The organism is Methanocaldococcus infernus ME (genome assembly GCF_000092305.1).
Lineage (GTDB): Archaea > AGJL01 > Methanococci > Methanococcales > Methanocaldococcaceae > Methanocaldococcus > Methanocaldococcus infernus.
The window spans coordinates 327,490-344,812 of the sequence record NC_014122.1 but is presented as its reverse complement, the minus strand read 5'-3'; the positions used below and the strand labels follow the sequence as shown (position 1 = coordinate 344,812).

Genomic DNA, 17,323 nt, shown 5'->3' with positions numbered 1-17,323 from the left:
ATAGCGATTATTAAAACTATTTTTAGGGTGAGAATGTGAAGTTACATGAATATGAAGCCAAAAAAATCTTTAAAAAGTATGGAATTGATGTTCCAAAAAGCTTTTTGATAAAGAAAGGGGATGATGTGGAATTAAAAGAATTTGATGAAGCTGTGCTAAAGGCTCAAGTTTTAGTAGGTGGAAGAGGAAAAGCTGGAGGAATCTTATTTACAAACAAGGAAAACTTTAAGGAAAAGGTTGAAGAGCTCTTTAATAAAGAGATAAAGGGAGAAAAAGTTGATAAAATATTGGTTGAAGAGAAGCTAAGGATAAAAAAAGAGTATTATTTATCAATAACCATTGATAGAAATGAGAAAAAGCCAGTTATTATTTTCTCCTCTGAGGGTGGTGTAGATATAGAAGAAATTGCTGAGAAACATCCTGAGAAAATTATTAAATACTATGTAGATATAAAAAAGCCCTTCCTTCCATACATTGGAAGAGAGATAGCTAAAAAGGCTGGAGTTGAGATTAAAGTTGGAGATATTATCTACAAAGTTTATAAGATCTTTAAAGAGCTTGATGCTACCCTTGTTGAAATTAACCCATTGGTTATAACTGAAGATAATAAAATTTATGCTGCTGATGCTGTCATACACTTAGATGATGACTCTTACTTTAGACAGGACTTTAGTGAATTTGAAGAGTATAAAAATAAGGAGAATTTGCCATTTGCCTATGTTGAGCTTGATGGAGATGTTGCAGTCATTGGTAATGGAGCTGGCTTAACATTGGCAAGTATGGATACAATCTATGACTTTGGCTTAAAGCCAGCTTGCTTCTTAGACATTGGTGGAGGGGCTGATGAAGAAACTACTAAGTTAGCTTTAAAGAAGGTTTTGGAGAATAAAAAAGTTAAAGGGATCTTTATAAATGTCCTTGGTGGAATAACAAGGTGTGATGAAGTAGCTAAGGCAATTGTAGAAATCTTAAAAGATAATCCAAATATTAAGTTCTCTGTCAGATTAACAGGAACTAATGAAGAGTTAGGAAGAAAAATTTTAGAAGAGGCCAATATTCCTTACTCCACATCTATGTATGAAGCTGGGAAAAGATTGGCTGAGAGTTTAAGGTTTTCTCTTTAATCTATAACCACAGTATGGACAAACCATCCACTCTGGCTGAATTGGTCTTTTACAATTTGGACATCTTAATATCTCTTCCTCCTCCTCTTTTAACTTTGTTCCACAGTGTGCACAGTGAATCCAAGATTCATAAATATACTTTCCACAGTTCTTACACTTCTTTAGCTCTTCAAATTTCATCTTACTTATCTCAGCTCCACACTTAGCACAGTATTCCCAACCAGGATCTATTAAAGCTCTACAGCTCTCACACTCAGGAATGAATACTGAGAATTTAGTACCTAAAGCCTTCTTAATTTTTTCAAGAGCTAACATAGCCTCTCTTCTTATGATCTCATCAGGGTCATATTCAATAATGTGATTTAACAAATATAGTATCTCATTTAGAGTAGTTTTATCATAGGCATCTAAGTAAGCAAAAGCCTCTGGCCTTGTATCTGCTAACTCTTGTAACCTTCTTAAAGTAACTAACCTTGTGGCTGGAACTGTACTTCTAAGCCCTGCTATAATACTGGCTTTTTCCTCATCAGTTAATGGAAGAATTCTCATAAAGCCTTCACCTCAATTTATGTTAATAAACCTAATTTTTTAGCTAACCCCTTATTTACCCATAGCTGTCCTAAGGCTATCAATCTACTACCCTTATATAGAGCATAAGTGTCTATCTGATCAGGACTTATATCAAATAGTTCAGCTAATTCTGCATTTCTCCTATCTATTTTGAATTTATATAGGACTACTAAATTAGAGTCTTCAGGGTAGAAGCAGATGATTTGGACTTCATCAGCATTAGTATTTTTAAATACATAGTAGCAGATGGCTACAATGTCTCTTTTACTATCTACATCCAACCCTTCAACATTACTTAATGGGCCAAACTTTGATTTTATTTGATAAACAATGATTACACTTTTATTTTCAATTGTTGTATTAATAATTTTAACAACATTATATTTTTTATATAAAATATCTGGATAACCTTCTTTAAATAGACAACCACTATAACAAACCAAAAAGAGCATAAGAAATGCCATAAGAAACTTACATTTCATTAGCACCCCCTAAACAAAGATTTATTATTTGTTATCAAATTTTATATTTTAGGTACTAAACTATTTAAAAGTATTTTTTATTTTAAAAAATTGGGATTTTGGTGAATAAATATGAGAGGCTTTAAATTCAATGGTTACAAGGAAGGGAAGTATGGAGTCTCTATCATCTACTCAGAGGTTCCTGCTTTAGTGTCAGCTACTTTTACCAAAAATAGAGTTAAAGCTCATCCAGTAATTTTATGCCAAGAGCTATTAAAAAAGAAGGAAAAGTTTAGAGCTATTGTAGTTAATAGTGGAAATGCAAACTGCTATACAAATGGTGGAATGGAAGATGCAAAGAAAATGCAGGAAATAGTTAGTAAGTTATTAAATATTGAAAAAGAAGATATTTTAGTGGCTTCAACTGGAGTTATAGGTAGAAAGATGCCTATGGATATTATTGAAGATAGGATAAAGAAAGCTTATGAGAGGCTTAAGAGAGGGAACAACTTAGAAGAAACAGCTAAGGCAATAATGACAACTGACACCTTTCCTAAGTATGTTGTTAAAAAGGTTGGAGATGTTAATATTGTTGGCATAGCCAAAGGAGCTGGGATGATCCACCCAAATATGGCTACTATGCTGTGCTTTGTTTTAACTGATGTTAAAATTGAAAAGGATGAGTTAGATAATCTACTGAAAGAGATGGTTGAGAAAACCTTTAACAGAATTTCTGTTGATGGAGATACATCAACAAATGACTCTGTTTTTATTATGGCTAATGGTTTAAGTAATATTAACTATAAAGAGATTAAGGAAGAGTTTGATAATGCTCTCTTTGAAGTTTTTGACACCTTAGCAAGAATGATAGTTAAAGATGGTGAAGGAGCAAGTAAATTTATGGAGGTTATTGTTAAAGGAGCTAAGAGTAAGGAAGATGCTGAAAAAGCTTGTAAATCTGTAATTAACTCTCTCTTAGTAAAAACTGCTGTCTTTGGTGGAGACCCAAATTGGGGGAGAATCTTAGCAGCTGTTGGCTATAGTGGAGCAGACTTTAACCCTGAGGAAATAGATATTATATTAAAAAGTGGAGAGGAAGAGGTTTATTTAGTTAAAGATGGGAATGTCTTAGCTGATGAAGGTAGTGAAGAGTTGAAAAAAGCTGAAAAATTGATGAAAAATAAAGAGATAACCTTTATAATAGATTTAAAAGCTGGAACTTTTGAAGATAAAGCTTATGGCTGTGATCTAACTTATGAATATGTAAGGATAAACTCTGAATATACAACCTGAGGGAACAAAAATGAAGCTTGGAATTGTAAGTTTAGAGAAGGATGATGTTGTCCTCTCTCTTATGAAGGCTTGTGAGGAGAAAGGAGTTGATTATAGGTTAATTGATCCAAGGCATATAACCATTGATATACATGAGAGAATTGTTAAGTACTATAAAACTAACTTGCTAAATATGGACTGCTTTTTTATAAGAAATATTGGATGGGAATGGCACAGGAGTGATGTCTTAAAATATTTGGCAAATTTTGTTCCAACCATTAATAAGCCAGAGGTTATAGATATCTGTGGAAATAAGTTACTGACAACTATATACTTAGATAAATTTAATTTTCCTCAACCAAAGACATTGATAACTGAAAATGAAAATGATGCTCTCCTCTTTATAGAGGAGGTTGGAGATGTTGTTGTAAAGCCAATATTTGGACATGGTGGGGAAGGAATACATAAGATAAAAGAGGACATGCCAATAGCTTCTAAGGTTTCTTTATTAAGAAATCTGAAGAAGGTTAATAAAGTTTTATATATTCAAGAGTATATAAATAGTGATAGAGATATAAGAGCTTTCTTTATTGACAATAAAATTTACTGTATGTATAGATATGGAAAAAGTTGGAAGCACAATGTTAGCCAAGGGGCTGAAGTAGAGCCATGTAAAGCCTATGAAAAAATGAAAAAATTAGTCTTAGACATTAAAGAGAAGTTTGGACTCTTTTATGGTGGAGTAGACTTAATAGAAAAAGGGAATAAATTGTTAGTGTTGGAGGTTAATGCTACTCCATCTTGGATAGCTATATCTAAGGCTCATGAGGTTAACTTAGCCTCTATTTTGTTAGATAACATAATCAAACAAATATAAAACCTTCTTACTCTTTTCTATTAGCTCATTATCAACACTATACTCATCTTCAGTAAAGAATCTATAAATCTCATCCTCTAACTTTACATTTAAGTATTCTACTAACCTCTTTAGCTCATCCCTTGCTGACAAATTTTTTATTAAAGATAAAATATTAATTTCCTCTAAAAGATGCTCAAGATAAATTTTTGCTTTTATAGGATTTTTTAAGATATATCTGTAAAGTATAGCCAGGCAAATCTGAGCTCTATCATATTTATGGTAGATATCTAAATATAATAGTGGATTTTTGAGATCAACATCATCAAAATTATTTATTCTCTCTAAGAAGGTTTCAATCTCTAACAATTTGTTGGCCTTAGTTCCACTTAGTATTAAGCCCTTTAATATCTCATCACTCTCCTTAATTTCCAAGGCTTTTTTAAATAGGTTATAACTTGTTTCCCACATCTCTAACTTGTATGTTATATAACCACCAATAACCATTAGGAAATAATCTTCCTCATCATAGATCTTCTTAAAGTATGAATAAGCTTTTCTTAAATAATCTATATTGTCATTTATTAAATACAAGCCTAAAAGAGATAAGATATGATAAAATTCATCATCAGTAATCTCAAAAACTCTTTTAAAATGCTCCTCTACTTTTTTATTTTCTTCTCTTTTATAGTTATTGAGAGCTAAATAAATATGGGCTAATGGATTTTCCTTAATTTCATTAGACTTTAATAAAAAAGATATAGTCTTTTCTTCATCCTCATAGTATTTAGAGAGCTCAATATAATAGATAGATCTCTTAACTAAGCTCATGGCTTTCTCAAGATTCTCTAAAAATTCTTTATTTTTATTGTTAATTCTGTAAATAATAGCTTTATAAAGATAGGCAAGATCTTCCTCTCTCTCAAGTTCAAGGATTTTATCTAATATTGTTAGAAGATCTTCACCTCCTTTCTCTATATTCTTTATAATTCTTCTCAACTTTAATGAAGGTTGGTAGTCAATATATTTTAATATTTCATTTATAGACTCTAAAACTTCCTTAGCCTTCCTATTCCTATCTTTTATTTTCTCAAAAACCTCTAATGCCTCACTCACCTCCCCCATAAAAAACTTAGCCACTCCAAACTTGTAAAGATAGATATCATCTTTTGTCACTTGGTAAGCTTTCATAAAGAATCTTGCAGCATTTTTAAATTTTTTGAATTTTAAACATAGCTCTCCTAAGGTGTAGTAGAGATCAGGCTTTTTTACAGTGGTTGAGGCACTTTTTAAATAATTGTAAGCTTCTTCAAATTTTCCTAATTTATATAAAGTTATTCCCTTTATATATTTAAATTCTGGCCTTTCTGAAATTTTTAAAGCCTTATCTATAAATTCTAAAGCTAAATTGTAATCTTCTAAGTTGTAATATGCAAAAGCCAAATTGGCAAGATCAGAAACCTTTAAATGTCCATCTCTTTCAAGTATTTTTAAGTAAAGTTCAACAGCCTTTTTATACTCTCCTTTATCTAAATATTCCTCAGCTATTTTTGAGTCATCTTTTTTGAAGTTATCAAGAATGCTTAAAAATTTCTTCAGCATATTTTATATCCCTCATTATTTGCCCTTGTTTCAATAATTTTCCCAGAGATCTGGAACTTATCAAGAATTTCCTTAGCTATTGAAACTATCTCCTTCTTATCACCAAAGGCATAAACTGTTGGTCCAAAACTTGATAATCCAGAGTAGGCTACAGATTGCAAATTAATTATTAAATCTTTAACAACTTCACTTTGTAGCTCAAGCTCAACCCTCTTAAATCCTAAAAATTGCATTCTATTTATAACCTCTCCAAAGTCTTCAAAGTTTTTCTCAACAATTGAAGGCATGAGCTTCATTAGGATTAGGTGACAAAGTTCTCTAACCTCTTCCAATGGAATAGGACAGTATTTTTTAAAGATATCAACTTCTTTTTGTCCATGTACATGCTTCCCTTCAGGAATTATCAATATTAGATCCCAAGGAAAGTCATGTCTAAAAATTATTGGAGCTGGCTTTACTCCAAGAGATGCTGAGCTTGGCTTAAATGAGCCTTTCTCTTTAAAGCTGTGCCCTCCATCTATTAAAAAGCCACCATATTTAAAGGCTCCTATTCCTATTCCTGATGTTCCTCCTCTTCCAGTAAGCTTAGCTATCTCATAAGGGTCTAACTCTCTACCATAGATTTTAGCTATTAAGGCTCCAACTGATAGAGCTATCTGTGTTCCACTACCTAAGCCAGAGTGTTGAGGGAAATAAGAATTAATTTTTAAATAAACCCCTCTCTCTCCAATGTGGTTAAGAATTGTTGAAGCTACTTTATAAGCTCTTCTCTTTATATTTTCATTGTCACACTCTATAACAATATCTTCATCCTCTTTCCCTTCAATTTCAAGACTTGGCTTTTCTAAGGCTAAGCCTACCCCTCCATCAACCCTCCCAATAGAGCCATTTAAATCTATTAATCCCATGTGTATCCTTGAAGGAGAAATAATTTTCATAGGAAATCACTTTTTTACTTCCTTCTCTATATTGTCTAAGAGATACTTTAAAATTAGAGTTGAAAAGACTGCAGCTTTTTTAGGTCTAAGGACTATAGAGATATCTTTATCTTCCTTGTGGAATCCAACCAAGACACAGGCCACTCTATTCTCATCAGCTGGTAAAACACCTATAGAGATTCTCCCATCAGCTCCAAATACTGTTCCTATATCCACTATCTTATCTCTCTTAACTCCATACTTTTTAAAGTCCATATTTATCTTCTCAGCTTCTAAAATTCCCTTGTCTAATAAAATTTTTAGTAGGGCTGATGATTCAAAGTTCATTCTGATCTTATCCTCCCCCTCTTTTCCTTTCATATCATAGACAAAATAGTTATCTTCATAGAAAACCCCTAACCTCTTGTTTGACTGATTTATGATATACACAGCTTTCACCCTTTCACAATTTGAAAGTGTTTAAAAAAGTAATTATATAACTTGACCCAAAATAATTATAAAATGTTTCTTTTATAAATGTATCTTTAAAAATCTTGTGGAGGGAAATCATGCAGAGGGTTAACCCTACAAGGATGGAGCTATTAAAATTAAAAAATAAAATTAAGTTAGCTGAAAAGGGACATAAGTTATTAAAACAAAAGAGAGATGCCATAATTATGGAGTTTTTTCAAATTATAGAGCAGGCTTCTGACTTAAGAGAGAGGGTTGAGAAAAAATTAGAAGAGGCTTATAAAGACTTAATCATGGCTGAGATGGCTATGGGAGTTCTTGAGGTTTATGAAGCCTCATTAGCTGCTGAGAATGAAAAGTTAAGTGTTGATATGGACACTAAGAATATTATGGGTGTCACTGTTCCTACATTTGAAATTTACAATGTTAAAAGAAAGTTTGGAGAGAGAGGCTACTCTCCTTATGGAACCTCTGCTAAGTTAGATGAAGCTGCTAAGAAATTTGAAGAAGCTTTAGAGTTAATAACTGAATTGGCTGAGATAGAAACCTCTATTAAGTTGTTAGCTGAAGAGATCATAAAAACTAAAAGAAGAGTTAATGCCTTAGAACATATTATAATCCCAAGGTTAAAGGCTCTGAAGAAATATATATCTATGAGATTGGATGAGATGGAGAGGGAGAATTTCTTCAGATTGAAGTTAATTAAGGCAAGAATTGAAAGAAGAGAGGAAGAAAGGTGTTAATATATGGTTTTTAGGATAATAACAAGAATTGGGAAGATTGAAGAAGGGTTACATGAAGACACTTTAAGATATGACTTAAAAATCTTAGGAGAGGTTAAAACTGAGCCAATCATTGCTGATAAAAATGTTTCTGTAAAAGCTGGAGACATAAAACCTATAAAGATCAGGAAAATTAAGATTCCTCCTTACTATATTGTTATGATCTGTCCCTATGCAAGACATAAGTTAGGCTCAGTTATAGCTATTGGAGAAAGTATTCCAATGCCTATAGACACTGAAAGAGAGGCAGACTTTGCAACATTTGCCTCAGCCTTAGATGGAGAGATAAAGAAAGATGACCTCTTAGGAGTTCTTCTTTTGGTGAGGGCTGAGAAGAAATAAAATTATTTTTTCATCTTTTTTTATATTGATAATATATAATTGAAATTTTTATTATCATTTGGTGAAATTATGAACTTAGAGGAAAGGAAAAAATTAGAGAGTAAAAAAGTTGAAGAGCTGAATTTACAAGGAAAAAAAGTTTGTGCTGACACTTGTGTAGTGATAGATGGAAGAATAACTGAGCTTATAGATAAGGGGAAGTTAGATAACTCAACTATCATTATTCCTGAAGCTGTAGTTTCTGAACTTGAGTATCAGGCAAATAGAGGGAGAGAGGTAGGATTTAAGGGAATAGAAGAGCTTAGGAAGTTGGTAGAGAAAGCTAAGGAGAAGAATATTGAGGTTATCTACTATGGAGAGAGGCCAAGCTTGGAAGAGATAACCTTAGCAAGAAGTGGAGAGATAGATGCAATGATTAGAAAGGTGGCTAAGGAAACAGGTTCAGTTTTACTAACAAGTGACTGGATACAGTATAACTTAGCCAAGGCTCAGGGGATAGAGAGTTACTACTTAGAGAGTGTTGAGGAAGACATTGATCTAATCTTAGAGAAGTTCTTTGATGAAGAAACCATGTCTGTCCATTTAAAAGAGAATTGCTTACCTTATGCTAAGAAGGGGAAGCCAGGGTCTATTAAGTTGGTTCCAATTGGAGATAAAGAGCTAACCAAGGAGGAGATGGAGGAAATTATTGACAACATTATAAAGTATGCTGAAACCCACAATGGACTTTTTGAAATTCAAAGGAAAGGGGCTACAGTTATACAGCTTGGTAATTTAAGGATTTCAATAGCAAGACCTCCATTTTCAGAGGCTTTAGAAGTAACAGCTGTTAGACCTATAGCTAAGGTTTCCCTTGATGACTATAAGTTATCTGATAAACTCTTAGAAAGATTGAAGGAGAGAGCTGAGGGAATCTTTGTAGCTGGACCACCAGGGAGTGGGAAAAGTACATTTGTTACAGCCTTAGCTGAGTTCTATAAAGATATGGGTAAGATTGTTAAGACTATGGAGAGTCCAAGGGATTTACAGGTTTCAAAGGAGATAACTCAATATGCTCCCCTTGAAGGAGATATGGAAAAAACTTGTGACATCCTTCTTTTGGTAAGGCCTGACTATACTATCTATGATGAGGTTAGAAAGACAAGAGACTTTGAAATCTTTGCAGACATGAGGATGGCTGGAGTAGGAATGGTTGGAGTTGTTCATGCAAGTAAGCCAATAGATGCTATTCAAAGGCTAATTGGCAGGGTTGAGTTAGGGGTTATTCCTCAAGTGGTTGATACTGTAATTTTTATAAAAGATGGGAAGATAGAGAAGGTTTATGAGCTTGACTTTACAGTTAAGGTTCCTTATGGTATGACTGAAGAAGACTTAGCAAGACCTGTTATAGAGGTTAAAGACTTTGAGACTGGAAAGGTTGAGTATGAAATTTACACCTATGGAGAGCAAGTTGTAGTCATGCCTGTTAAGGGAGAGAGTGGGAGAAAGCCAATTTATAGCTATGCTGAGGAGAAGATAGAAGAAATTTTAAGAAAGCTCCTTCCAAGAAAGGCTAAGCCAGAGGTTAGGGTTACTGGAGAAGATAAAATAGACTTATATGTTCCAGAGAAGTATATAGGCTCAATTATTGGGAAAGGAGGAAAGGAGATCAGTAAGTTAGAGGACATGTTAGGATTGAAGATTTCAGTTAGAGAGAAGGATGAAGAGGAAAAAATATTAGATAAATATGAATATATAAATGAGCTTGAAATCACTAAGTTGTATGAAACTGATAGACATGTTATAGTAGATGTTGGAGAAGAGCTTGCTGGAGAAAATATAAAGATATATATTGATGGTAAGCCAATAGCAACAGTTACTGTAAGGGGAGATGGGACAGTTAGAATAAACAAAAAGACAAAGGTAGGGAAAGAGCTTCTAAAGGCTATGAAGGAGAATAGAGATATTTTTATAGAGAGTGTCTAATAATAATTAACCCTTCTTCAACCTCATCTATCTCTTCTAAATATTCTCCATCTATATATTTTAAAAGCTCTTTTCCAATCTCTCCAACAAAGACATATTTAGCTTTAAATTTCTTCAAAACCTCTGAAAGCTTTTTTATATCAATCTCTTCACATGTTACTCCAAAGTTCCCTCCTATGTATATTGGCCCATCAAAGATAGAGAGATAGTCTCTTATTGAGTATTCAATAGCCTTCACATCTAACCCAGGGTTTATATTTCTAACCACCTTTCCCTTAACTTCCATTCTATTTTTTATTTTAATATTTTTTAGCTTTTTTATAGCATCTTTTATATCCATATAGTTCTTAGCAATTTCCAAGGCAAAGATAGAATTTTTAATATAGTGAAGCCCTAAGCAACTCTCATTTAGCTCAATCTCCTCATTCATATATAAAAATCTTAGAGGATACTTTTTTAATATCTTGACTTCAGTGTCTAAAACTTTAAAGTTCTCCTTAACCTTAATATTGTATTTAACTAAATCTTCTTTATTAACATAGCAAGTTTCACAGTTCTTAGTTGTTAAAAATTTAACTATTGCTCTCCTCTTTCCCTTGGCTATAGGATAGTTCTCTAAGATGTTTGTTATAGCTCCATATTTACTCTCAACTAAACCAAGAGAGCATTCAAAAATATAAAGATCTTTTTCTTCCCTCTCTAATAAATCTAAAATAGCTGGAGGAGCTATAGAGCCTCTATTTGAGTTGTGTAAAGCTATCTCATAGTCATCCTTTAAAAGAGAGTATAAGATTTCAGTAGTGGTTGTCTTTCCCTTAACTCCTGTAATACAAATAATTCTCTTACTCTTATCTTTAAATCTTTTTTTGATGATAAAAGAGACTGCATCATGAAAAGAGGTAAAAGAGATAGTAAGGGGACAATGAATAGGGGCTATAACTTCATCAAAAGAAGAAAATTCTGGGTTATTGATAAGTTCAACTCCAAACTTTTCTTTTAAATTCTCAAATATTATCCTATGCTCTTTAGACTTCTCTAATTTATTGTAGATGTCATAAATTGCTACATCATAGCCTAAAAATAAATAGTGCTTAGCCAACTCTAAAGCTCCATGGTTGACATCAACTATTAACTTCATTCAGGCTCTACCTTAACTGCTGAAGTTGGACAGACATCTTCACAGACTCCACAGTAGGTACATTCATCAGGGTTGGCTACAACAACCTTATCTCCTTCAATCTCAAAAACTTCCATTGGACAGTTATTTACACACTCAGCACAGTCTGGACCTTTACATTTTGAGTAATCAATTGTTACAGCCAAATCTTTCACCCCCTATTAAAAAATTTAAAATTTATTTTTGTATTTATTCTATATAACCATTATTATTTATTAATTGGAATGAACTTAACCAAAAGCTTTATATATCCCTTCTATATATCTTTAGAGTGCCATTATGGAGCCGGGGTAGTCTAGGGGCTAGGCAGCGGACTGCAGATCCGCTTTACGTGGGTTCAAATCCCACCCCCGGCTCCATATTTTTTTATAAACTATAAATTCATTTATCTAACTATACTCATTAATAAGTTATATATACCACATAACAGAATTTGGTAATAAATTTTTTTAGTATTAAGATTTTAAAACACAAAAAATAAAGAGGGGTGTTTATGGTTACTGTATATGATGTTCCACCAGAGCCATTAATTAAGAAAGTGGCTGAGAGGTTAAAAGAGCTAAATATTGGAGTTCCAGAGTGGGTTCCTTTTGTGAAGACAGGAGTTAGCAGAGAGAGAAGGCCTGAGCAGGATGATTGGTGGTATATAAGATGTGCTTCCATCTTAAGAAAGATCTATATCTATGGCCCTGTAGGAGTTGAGAGGTTAAGAACAGCCTATGGTGGAAGGAAGAATAGAGGACATGAGCCAGAGCACTTTTATAAGGGTAGTGGAAACATTGTAAGAAAAGCTCTTCAGGAGTTGGAGAAGTTAGGATTTGTTAAAAGAACTCCTGAGGGAAGGGTTATAACTCCAAAGGGTAGAAGTTTCTTAGACAACATAGCTAAGGAAGTTAGAGATGAGCTAATAAATGAAATGCCAGAGTTAGCTAAGTATTAAAAAGTGGTTTAGTATGGATATTGAAGAAATTAAAAGAAGAAAACTTTTAGAGTTGCAGAAGAAGTTACAAGAAGAACAGGCTAAGCAAGAACAGTTATTAGAGATGGAACTACAAAAAAAGGCCCTGCTTAAAAAAATCCTAACCCCTGAGGCAAGGGAAAGGTTAGAAAGAATAAGAATGGCAAGGCCTGAATTTGCTGCTGCTATAGAGCTTCAACTTATCCAATTAGCTCAGCTTGGAAGGTTAAAGATTCCCTTAACTGATGAGGAATTTAAGGCTCTATTGGAGAAGATAGCTTCAGCTAAGAGGAAGAGGGAGATTAAGATAGTAAGAAAGTGATTTTATGGTTTATCTCCTCTTCAGTGGAGGGAAAGACAGTAGCTTAGCAGCCTTAATCTTAAAAAAACTTGGTTATGATGTTAAACTTATCACTGTAAATTTTGGAGTTATAGATAGTTATAAACTTGCTGAAGAAACAGCAAAGATATTGGGGTTTGAGCATAGGGTTGAATATCTTGACAAAAGTATCTTAGAAGAGGGGGTTTCTCTTATTTTAAAACATGGCTATCCTGCTGAAGGAATAAATTATATACATAAGAAAGTTCTTGAGACACTTGCTGACAAGTATAAAGTGTTAGCTGATGGAATAAGGAGAGATGATAAGGTTCCTAAGCTAACATACTCTGAGATCCAAAGCTTGGAGATGAGGAAAAATATTCAATATATCTCTCCTCTCTTAGGATTTGGACATAAGACAATAAAAGATTTAATAAACAGATTCTTTATCATTGAGGAAATAAAGAGTGGAACTAAAATAACTTCTGACTATGAGGCTGAGATAAGAAGTTATATGAAAATGATAGGGGAAGACCCAAATAAATACTTCCCTGAGCATAAACAGAGTAGAGTGGTAGGGGTGAGAAATTGGGAAGTATAAAAACATTAGGAAAAAAGACAAGATTGGCAAAGGCTTTAAAGCAGAATAGGAGAGTTCCACTATTTGTTATTTTGAAAACAAAGGGGAGAGTTAGAGCACATCCAAAAATGAGATTCTGGAGAAGACATAAGATTAAGGCATAAGATAAAAGAACTCTCCTTTATAATTTTTAATTTTAAACCCTTCCATATACTCATTTGATAGAGGCCTTATAATTAGCTTAGCATTAACATCCTTGGCTATCTTAACTATACTATATACAAGTTCTAAAGGTGGCCTGATAGTATAGATTAGGTTAGCATCTTCATAACTAAACCTTGGCCTAAAAAGATTATCTACAATTCCCTTTAACCCTAAGGATTTGGCTTTATATATAGCTCTCTCATTTATATCAACAACACACAAGTCAACAAACTCATTTAAAATTAGGGCTACTTCATAGTTAAACCCTATCCCAAACTCATAAACTTTATAATCCTCTTTTACATTATTTAATATATATTCAGCTATAACCTTAGAGTTCATTCCCTCCCTCCCTTTAAGTGGGCCCATGGTCTAGCTGGCTATGATGCCGCCCTCACAAGGCGGTGGTCGCCGGTTCGAATCCGGCTGGGCCCACTATTTTATTTAGGGTGTAGAGCTTGAGAATAAAGAAGATAGTTAAAGAAGTTAAAAAGATTTCAGATGATTTTACTATTTTAGATATTTCTTTATGTTATCCATATACTTACTCCTTATTGGAGAAAGATGGGAAAAGGAGTTTAGGCTTAGCCATGCTTTTAGTTGAGGAACTTAAACATATTAAAGAGCCAATAGAGTTTAAAGATCTTGATGACTTAATAGAGATGAGTAACAGCTTGAACATCATTGAGAGAACCTTGGGAATATCTACTATAAATGCTATTTGCCAGTACTATATTGAAGTGAGTGAGGAAGATTTTAAAAGAGACATTTTAGAGATAGCTAAGCAATATAAAAATATTGGGATGATTGGATATATAAAACCTATCTATGAGAAGTTAAAAGAGAAGTGTGTAGTTTTTGATAGAAAATTTAGAAATGATGAAGTTGTAAGTGATGCCTTTGAATATAACTTAATCCCTAAGTTTGATCTCCTAATTATCAGTGGAACCACCTTAATAAATGACACCATTGACATGATCTTAGACAGAGCTAAGGGAGAAACTATTTTAGTTGGTCCAACAGCTCAACTTTTACCTAACATGATAGATGTTGATTACTTAGCCTCAGTAAAGGTTCCTGAGGAAGCTATAAAGTATTTAAAGCTTGGCTCAAATTATGGAATTTTTAGATTAGGAAGAAAGTATGTGATAAAATGCTAATAGTTAGAAAAACTGAGCATTTAGAGGGGAAGGTTAAGGCTCCACCTTCTAAGTCTTATACACATAGAGCAGTGATATCAGCCTCATTAGCTGAAGGGAAGAGCTTAATAAAGGATCCTCTCAATGGAAGAGATTGTTTAGCCTCTGTTAGAGGTTGTAGGTTATTAGGAGCCAAGATAAAAACAAGTGAAAAGTGTTGGGAAGTTGAAGGAGGGAAGATAGAGACTCCGGAGGATGTTATAGATGTTGGAAATAGTGGAACCACTTTAAGAATTTTGACATCAATATCTTCATTAATCCCTAAGGGCTATGCTATCTTAACAGGAGACTCTTCCATAAGAAAGAGGCCCATGGAACCTTTACTCTTAGCATTGAGGCAAATTAATGTTAAAGCTTACTCCTCAAGGCTTAATGGCTTAGCTCCTATTATTGTTGAAAGTAGTAAGATGAAAGGAAATAAGGTAGAGATAAGGGGAGATGTTAGCTCTCAATTCATCACTTCTTTAATGATGCTCCTGCCTTTCAATGAGGAAGACACCAATATAATTTTAACTTCTCCTCTAAAGTCTAAGCCCTACTTAGACATAACTATAGATGTCTTAAGCCACTTTGGTGTAAGAGTGGAAGAGGTTGAAAATGGCTACTTAGTCTATGGAAATCAAAGATATAGATGTTGTGATTACACAGTAGAGGGAGATTATTCCTCTTCCTCTTATATAATAGCTGCTGGAGTTTTAATAAACTCTAACATAGTTATAGAAAATTTATTTAGAGATTCTAAGCAAGGAGATAAGAGAATAATAGAGATACTAAAAGAGATGGGAGCTGATATAAAGGTTAAGAAGGATAGGGTTGAGATAGAGGGGGAATATAACTTAGAGGGAGTAGAGATAGATGTCAATGACATCCCTGATCTTGTCCCAACCTTGGCTGTCCTTGCATGCTTTGCTGAGGGAAAGACAGTTATTTACAATGGTGAGCATGTTAGATATAAGGAATGTGATAGACTAAGAGCTTGCTACACTGAATTAAAAAAGATGGGAGCTGATATAGAAGAAAGGAGAGATGGCTTAATAATAAGAGGGGTTAGGAAACTAAAAGGAGCTGAGTTAGAAACATATCATGACCATAGGTTAGTTATGGCCTTTACAGCGGCTGGCTTAAAGGCTGAGGGAGAAACAGTAATTAGAGGAGAAGAGTCTGTTAAGATCTCTTTCCCTAACTTTGTTGAGGTTATGAAGAGCTTAGGGGCTAATATAGAAGTTAGATAAATAAATTACCAATAGCTAAAACCAATAAAATTCCCATCATGGAAAGATGAGAGGAATATATAGCTGAGTTTTGAAATTGAGTTTTTAATATGTTACAGATGGTTGGACAAATTGAAATAACTGACAAAATTTGAGCTAAGATGGAGAGGTAGCCAACCATAGGATTTTTTAAGGCTAAATAAATTAATGTCAGGATGAAAGAAATTATTAATAATGCAAAGTGTGGCATTAGCCTCATTCCTGTCATTCTAAAGGTGGCAAAGCCTGAGAGTAGGGAGCCAAAGATAACTGAGAGAGAAACTAAGGAGATTATTTCATTCATATTCTCTCACCTATAGCCAAACTGGTCTTACATTTGGTTTAGATAGATAGTTTAAGAATGTTGGAGCTCCAGCAATTTCAAAGCCATCCTCTAAGTTTTTCTCATCAATTCCTCTGAACTTAGCACTTAACTCACAGACATAAACCTTAACTCCTTTCTTTATTACATCTCTAACCAAATCTCCTAACTTTGGAAAGTCTGGATGCTTAACCTTATCACACTCTCCCTTTAATGCTAAGCTTGCTCCATCAAGCATTAAAAAGATTGTTGGCTTTAATCCCATTTTTAAGGCTATATCAGCCATCATAAAGGTTGAGTAAGCCCTTTCAGCATTTCCTGTTCCAGTTGTGTTAATAATGAAGAGCTCATTTATCTCTACACTCTTAACTTCCTCTTTTTTCTTCTCTCCCTTCTTTAATAAGATTCTATATGTTCCATCATTTCTTTCTTCAACACTTATTATTTCATGTCCCATCCCTTTTAGCCCTTCAGTTAGGTCAGTTAGAGCATTCTTTCCACAGATGATTTCTAAGATCTCTCCAACATTCATCTTCTCTAAGATGTCTGAAACCATCATTATTGGCCCTGGACATGTAGCTCCAACAACATTTATAGTTTTGTCAGCCTTTATCTCTTTAGCAAAGATCTTAACCTTATTCCCTTCAACTTCATACTTAACATTGTTCTTTTTTAATAACTCTTCAATCTTTTTTATTTGCTCTTCACCATCAGTTTCAACTACAATTAAATCTTCTCCACTCATTAGCATAACTTGCTGAACTAAAATTTCTGGATTTCTTAAGCCTTTAACACTAAACTCTATCATAATCTCACCAGTTCATGATTGTGCTTTTACTATACACTACTAACAAATTAGTATATAAACTTTTCTAATTTATGAATTTGAAGATTCTTTTATATGACAATATTGATTTTATCAATATCAATCAGTTTATTTTTTATTTAATAT

Annotated in this window: 22 protein-coding genes and 2 tRNA genes; 14 read left to right on the top strand and 10 right to left on the bottom strand. The window is 33.5% G+C overall.

Annotated elements, in window-relative coordinates:
• The first annotated feature begins 35 nt into the window (after nucleotides 1–35).
• Complete coding sequence (gene sucC / locus METIN_RS01910; RefSeq protein WP_013099796.1) at nucleotides 36–1,124, top strand: ADP-forming succinate--CoA ligase subunit beta; 1,089 nt, start codon at nucleotides 36–38, stop codon at nucleotides 1,122–1,124.
• On the opposite strand, the gene METIN_RS01905 is transcribed toward sucC, so the two are convergent.
• Together METIN_RS01905 and METIN_RS01900 are read right to left on the bottom strand one after the other, a co-directional pair.
• Nucleotides 1,107–1,673, bottom strand: a complete 567-nt coding sequence (locus METIN_RS01905) for a zinc ribbon domain-containing protein (RefSeq protein ID WP_013099795.1) — start codon at nucleotides 1,671–1,673, stop codon at nucleotides 1,107–1,109. The genes sucC and METIN_RS01905 overlap by 18 nt on opposite strands.
• A gap of 17 nt (nucleotides 1,674–1,690) precedes the next feature.
• Nucleotides 1,691–2,176 carry a hypothetical protein gene (locus METIN_RS01900; RefSeq protein WP_013099794.1) on the bottom strand — a complete coding sequence of 162 codons (486 nt, stop codon included), beginning with the start codon at nucleotides 2,174–2,176 and terminating at the stop codon, nucleotides 1,691–1,693.
• A gap of 111 nt (nucleotides 2,177–2,287) precedes the next feature.
• Here METIN_RS01900 and argJ point away from each other — a divergent pair, with 111 nt between their 5' ends.
• Together argJ and METIN_RS01890 are read left to right on the top strand one after the other, a co-directional pair.
• Nucleotides 2,288–3,448, top strand: a complete 1,161-nt coding sequence (argJ, locus tag METIN_RS01895; protein ID WP_013099793.1) for a bifunctional ornithine acetyltransferase/N-acetylglutamate synthase — start codon at nucleotides 2,288–2,290, stop codon at nucleotides 3,446–3,448.
• A 10-nt stretch (nucleotides 3,449–3,458) separates the two neighbouring features.
• On the top strand, nucleotides 3,459–4,304 hold the full coding sequence (locus tag METIN_RS01890; RefSeq protein WP_013099792.1) for a RimK family alpha-L-glutamate ligase: 846 nt from the start codon (nucleotides 3,459–3,461) through the stop codon (nucleotides 4,302–4,304).
• On the opposite strand, the gene METIN_RS01885 is transcribed toward METIN_RS01890, so the two are convergent.
• The 3 genes from METIN_RS01885 to METIN_RS01875 are packed head-to-tail and all read right to left on the bottom strand — an operon-like array spanning nucleotide 4,278 to nucleotide 7,252.
• Nucleotides 4,278–5,885, bottom strand: a complete 1,608-nt coding sequence (locus METIN_RS01885) for a tetratricopeptide repeat protein (RefSeq protein ID WP_013099791.1) — start codon at nucleotides 5,883–5,885, stop codon at nucleotides 4,278–4,280. The genes METIN_RS01890 and METIN_RS01885 overlap by 27 nt on opposite strands.
• Nucleotides 5,879–6,823 (bottom strand): beta-ribofuranosylaminobenzene 5'-phosphate synthase, encoded by a 945-nt coding sequence (locus METIN_RS01880; protein ID WP_013099790.1) that lies wholly within the window; start codon nucleotides 6,821–6,823, stop codon nucleotides 5,879–5,881. The genes METIN_RS01885 and METIN_RS01880 overlap by 7 nt, the downstream gene beginning before the upstream one ends.
• A gap of 6 nt (nucleotides 6,824–6,829) precedes the next feature.
• Nucleotides 6,830–7,252 carry a hypothetical protein gene (locus METIN_RS01875; RefSeq protein WP_013099789.1) on the bottom strand — a complete coding sequence of 141 codons (423 nt, stop codon included), beginning with the start codon at nucleotides 7,250–7,252 and terminating at the stop codon, nucleotides 6,830–6,832.
• Between the two features lie 119 nt (nucleotides 7,253–7,371).
• Between METIN_RS01875 and METIN_RS01870 the strand changes: the two genes are divergently transcribed.
• The 3 genes from METIN_RS01870 (at nucleotide 7,372) to METIN_RS01860 (ending at nucleotide 10,362) form a co-directional block, all read left to right on the top strand.
• Nucleotides 7,372–8,016, top strand: a complete 645-nt coding sequence (locus METIN_RS01870; RefSeq protein WP_013099788.1) for a V-type ATP synthase subunit D — start codon at nucleotides 7,372–7,374, stop codon at nucleotides 8,014–8,016.
• Nucleotides 8,017–8,019: 3 nt separating this feature from the next.
• The gene (locus METIN_RS01865) at nucleotides 8,020–8,397 is read left to right on the top strand and encodes a DUF22 domain-containing protein (protein WP_013099787.1); all 378 of its coding nucleotides are present in this window, start codon (nucleotides 8,020–8,022) and stop codon (nucleotides 8,395–8,397) included.
• Between the two features lie 69 nt (nucleotides 8,398–8,466).
• Nucleotides 8,467–10,362 (top strand): PINc/VapC family ATPase, encoded by a 1,896-nt coding sequence (locus tag METIN_RS01860; RefSeq protein WP_013099786.1) that lies wholly within the window; start codon nucleotides 8,467–8,469, stop codon nucleotides 10,360–10,362.
• Here METIN_RS01860 and cfbE read toward each other — a convergent pair.
• Together cfbE and METIN_RS01850 are read right to left on the bottom strand one after the other, a co-directional pair.
• Nucleotides 10,346–11,500: a coenzyme F430 synthase gene (cfbE, locus tag METIN_RS01855; RefSeq protein WP_013099785.1), complete on the bottom strand. Its 1,155-nt coding sequence runs from the start codon at nucleotides 11,498–11,500 to the stop codon at nucleotides 10,346–10,348. The genes METIN_RS01860 and cfbE overlap by 17 nt on opposite strands.
• On the bottom strand, nucleotides 11,497–11,685 hold the full coding sequence (locus METIN_RS01850) for an indolepyruvate ferredoxin oxidoreductase subunit alpha (RefSeq protein WP_013099784.1): 189 nt from the start codon (nucleotides 11,683–11,685) through the stop codon (nucleotides 11,497–11,499). The genes cfbE and METIN_RS01850 overlap by 4 nt, the downstream gene beginning before the upstream one ends.
• Before the next feature lie 138 nt (nucleotides 11,686–11,823).
• Here METIN_RS01850 and METIN_RS01845 point away from each other — a divergent pair.
• The 5 genes from METIN_RS01845 (at nucleotide 11,824) to METIN_RS01825 (ending at nucleotide 13,560) form a co-directional block, all read left to right on the top strand.
• Nucleotides 11,824–11,898, top strand: a tRNA-Cys gene (locus METIN_RS01845).
• Between the two features lie 134 nt (nucleotides 11,899–12,032).
• Nucleotides 12,033–12,479 (top strand): 30S ribosomal protein S19e, encoded by a 447-nt coding sequence (locus tag METIN_RS01840; RefSeq protein ID WP_013099783.1) that lies wholly within the window; start codon nucleotides 12,033–12,035, stop codon nucleotides 12,477–12,479.
• Nucleotides 12,480–12,492: 13 nt separating this feature from the next.
• A complete protein-coding gene (locus METIN_RS01835; protein ID WP_013099782.1) occupies nucleotides 12,493–12,819 on the top strand; it encodes a DNA-binding protein in 327 nt (108 codons plus the stop codon).
• 4 nt (nucleotides 12,820–12,823) lie between these two features.
• The gene (locus METIN_RS01830) at nucleotides 12,824–13,417 is read left to right on the top strand and encodes a DUF7411 family protein (protein ID WP_013099781.1); all 594 of its coding nucleotides are present in this window, start codon (nucleotides 12,824–12,826) and stop codon (nucleotides 13,415–13,417) included.
• Nucleotides 13,405–13,560 (top strand): 50S ribosomal protein L39e, encoded by a 156-nt coding sequence (locus METIN_RS01825; protein WP_013099780.1) that lies wholly within the window; start codon nucleotides 13,405–13,407, stop codon nucleotides 13,558–13,560. Before METIN_RS01830 ends, METIN_RS01825 begins: the two co-directional genes overlap by 13 nt.
• Here the strand turns inward: METIN_RS01825 and METIN_RS01820 are convergent.
• The gene (locus METIN_RS01820) at nucleotides 13,550–13,942 is read right to left on the bottom strand and encodes a UPF0146 family protein (protein WP_013099779.1); all 393 of its coding nucleotides are present in this window, start codon (nucleotides 13,940–13,942) and stop codon (nucleotides 13,550–13,552) included. The genes METIN_RS01825 and METIN_RS01820 overlap by 11 nt on opposite strands.
• A 19-nt stretch (nucleotides 13,943–13,961) precedes the next feature.
• On the opposite strand from METIN_RS01820, the gene METIN_RS01815 reads away from it, so the two are divergent.
• The 3 genes from METIN_RS01815 to aroA all read left to right on the top strand — a co-directional run bounded on the left by METIN_RS01815 (nucleotide 13,962) and on the right by aroA (nucleotide 16,031).
• A tRNA-Val gene (locus METIN_RS01815) sits at nucleotides 13,962–14,035 on the top strand.
• 23 nt (nucleotides 14,036–14,058) lie between these two features.
• Nucleotides 14,059–14,760, top strand: coding sequence for a Rossmann-like domain-containing protein (locus METIN_RS01810; protein WP_013099778.1), 702 nt, complete (start codon nucleotides 14,059–14,061; stop codon nucleotides 14,758–14,760).
• A complete protein-coding gene (gene aroA, locus METIN_RS01805) occupies nucleotides 14,754–16,031 on the top strand; it encodes a 3-phosphoshikimate 1-carboxyvinyltransferase (protein WP_013099777.1) in 1,278 nt (425 codons plus the stop codon). Before METIN_RS01810 ends, aroA begins: the two co-directional genes overlap by 7 nt.
• On the opposite strand, the gene METIN_RS01800 is transcribed toward aroA, so the two are convergent.
• Together METIN_RS01800 and METIN_RS01795 are read right to left on the bottom strand one after the other, a co-directional pair.
• Nucleotides 16,024–16,353: a DUF5400 domain-containing protein gene (locus METIN_RS01800; protein WP_013099776.1), complete on the bottom strand. Its 330-nt coding sequence runs from the start codon at nucleotides 16,351–16,353 to the stop codon at nucleotides 16,024–16,026. The genes aroA and METIN_RS01800 overlap by 8 nt on opposite strands.
• Before the next feature lie 10 nt (nucleotides 16,354–16,363).
• Nucleotides 16,364–17,179: a DsrE family protein gene (locus METIN_RS01795; RefSeq protein WP_013099775.1), complete on the bottom strand. Its 816-nt coding sequence runs from the start codon at nucleotides 17,177–17,179 to the stop codon at nucleotides 16,364–16,366.
• Between the last annotated feature and the right edge of the window lie 144 nt (nucleotides 17,180–17,323).

Excerpts from the sequence above, each read along its gene's own strand:
- METIN_RS01905 (WP_013099795.1), bottom strand. The coding sequence starts at position 1,673 with ATGAGAATTCTTCCATTAACTGATGAGGAAAAAGCCAGTATTATAGCA.
- METIN_RS01900 (WP_013099794.1), bottom strand. The coding sequence starts at position 2,176 with ATGAAATGTAAGTTTCTTATGGCATTTCTTATGCTCTTTTTGGTTTGT.
- argJ (WP_013099793.1), top strand. The coding sequence starts at position 2,288 with ATGAGAGGCTTTAAATTCAATGGTTACAAGGAAGGGAAGTATGGAGTC.
- METIN_RS01890 (WP_013099792.1), top strand. The coding sequence starts at position 3,459 with ATGAAGCTTGGAATTGTAAGTTTAGAGAAGGATGATGTTGTCCTCTCT.
- METIN_RS01885 (WP_013099791.1), bottom strand. The coding sequence starts at position 5,885 with ATGCTGAAGAAATTTTTAAGCATTCTTGATAACTTCAAAAAAGATGAC.
- METIN_RS01880 (WP_013099790.1), bottom strand. The coding sequence starts at position 6,823 with ATGAAAATTATTTCTCCTTCAAGGATACACATGGGATTAATAGATTTA.
- METIN_RS01870 (WP_013099788.1), top strand. The coding sequence starts at position 7,372 with ATGCAGAGGGTTAACCCTACAAGGATGGAGCTATTAAAATTAAAAAAT.
- METIN_RS01865 (WP_013099787.1), top strand. The coding sequence starts at position 8,020 with ATGGTTTTTAGGATAATAACAAGAATTGGGAAGATTGAAGAAGGGTTA.
- METIN_RS01860 (WP_013099786.1), top strand. The coding sequence starts at position 8,467 with ATGAACTTAGAGGAAAGGAAAAAATTAGAGAGTAAAAAAGTTGAAGAG.
- cfbE (WP_013099785.1), bottom strand. The coding sequence starts at position 11,500 with ATGAAGTTAATAGTTGATGTCAACCATGGAGCTTTAGAGTTGGCTAAG.
- METIN_RS01840 (WP_013099783.1), top strand. The coding sequence starts at position 12,033 with ATGGTTACTGTATATGATGTTCCACCAGAGCCATTAATTAAGAAAGTG.
- METIN_RS01835 (WP_013099782.1), top strand. The coding sequence starts at position 12,493 with ATGGATATTGAAGAAATTAAAAGAAGAAAACTTTTAGAGTTGCAGAAG.
- METIN_RS01830 (WP_013099781.1), top strand. The coding sequence starts at position 12,824 with ATGGTTTATCTCCTCTTCAGTGGAGGGAAAGACAGTAGCTTAGCAGCC.
- METIN_RS01820 (WP_013099779.1), bottom strand. The coding sequence starts at position 13,942 with ATGAACTCTAAGGTTATAGCTGAATATATATTAAATAATGTAAAAGAG.
- aroA (WP_013099777.1), top strand. The coding sequence starts at position 14,754 with ATGCTAATAGTTAGAAAAACTGAGCATTTAGAGGGGAAGGTTAAGGCT.
- METIN_RS01800 (WP_013099776.1), bottom strand. The coding sequence starts at position 16,353 with ATGAATGAAATAATCTCCTTAGTTTCTCTCTCAGTTATCTTTGGCTCC.
- METIN_RS01795 (WP_013099775.1), bottom strand. The coding sequence starts at position 17,179 with ATGATAGAGTTTAGTGTTAAAGGCTTAAGAAATCCAGAAATTTTAGTT.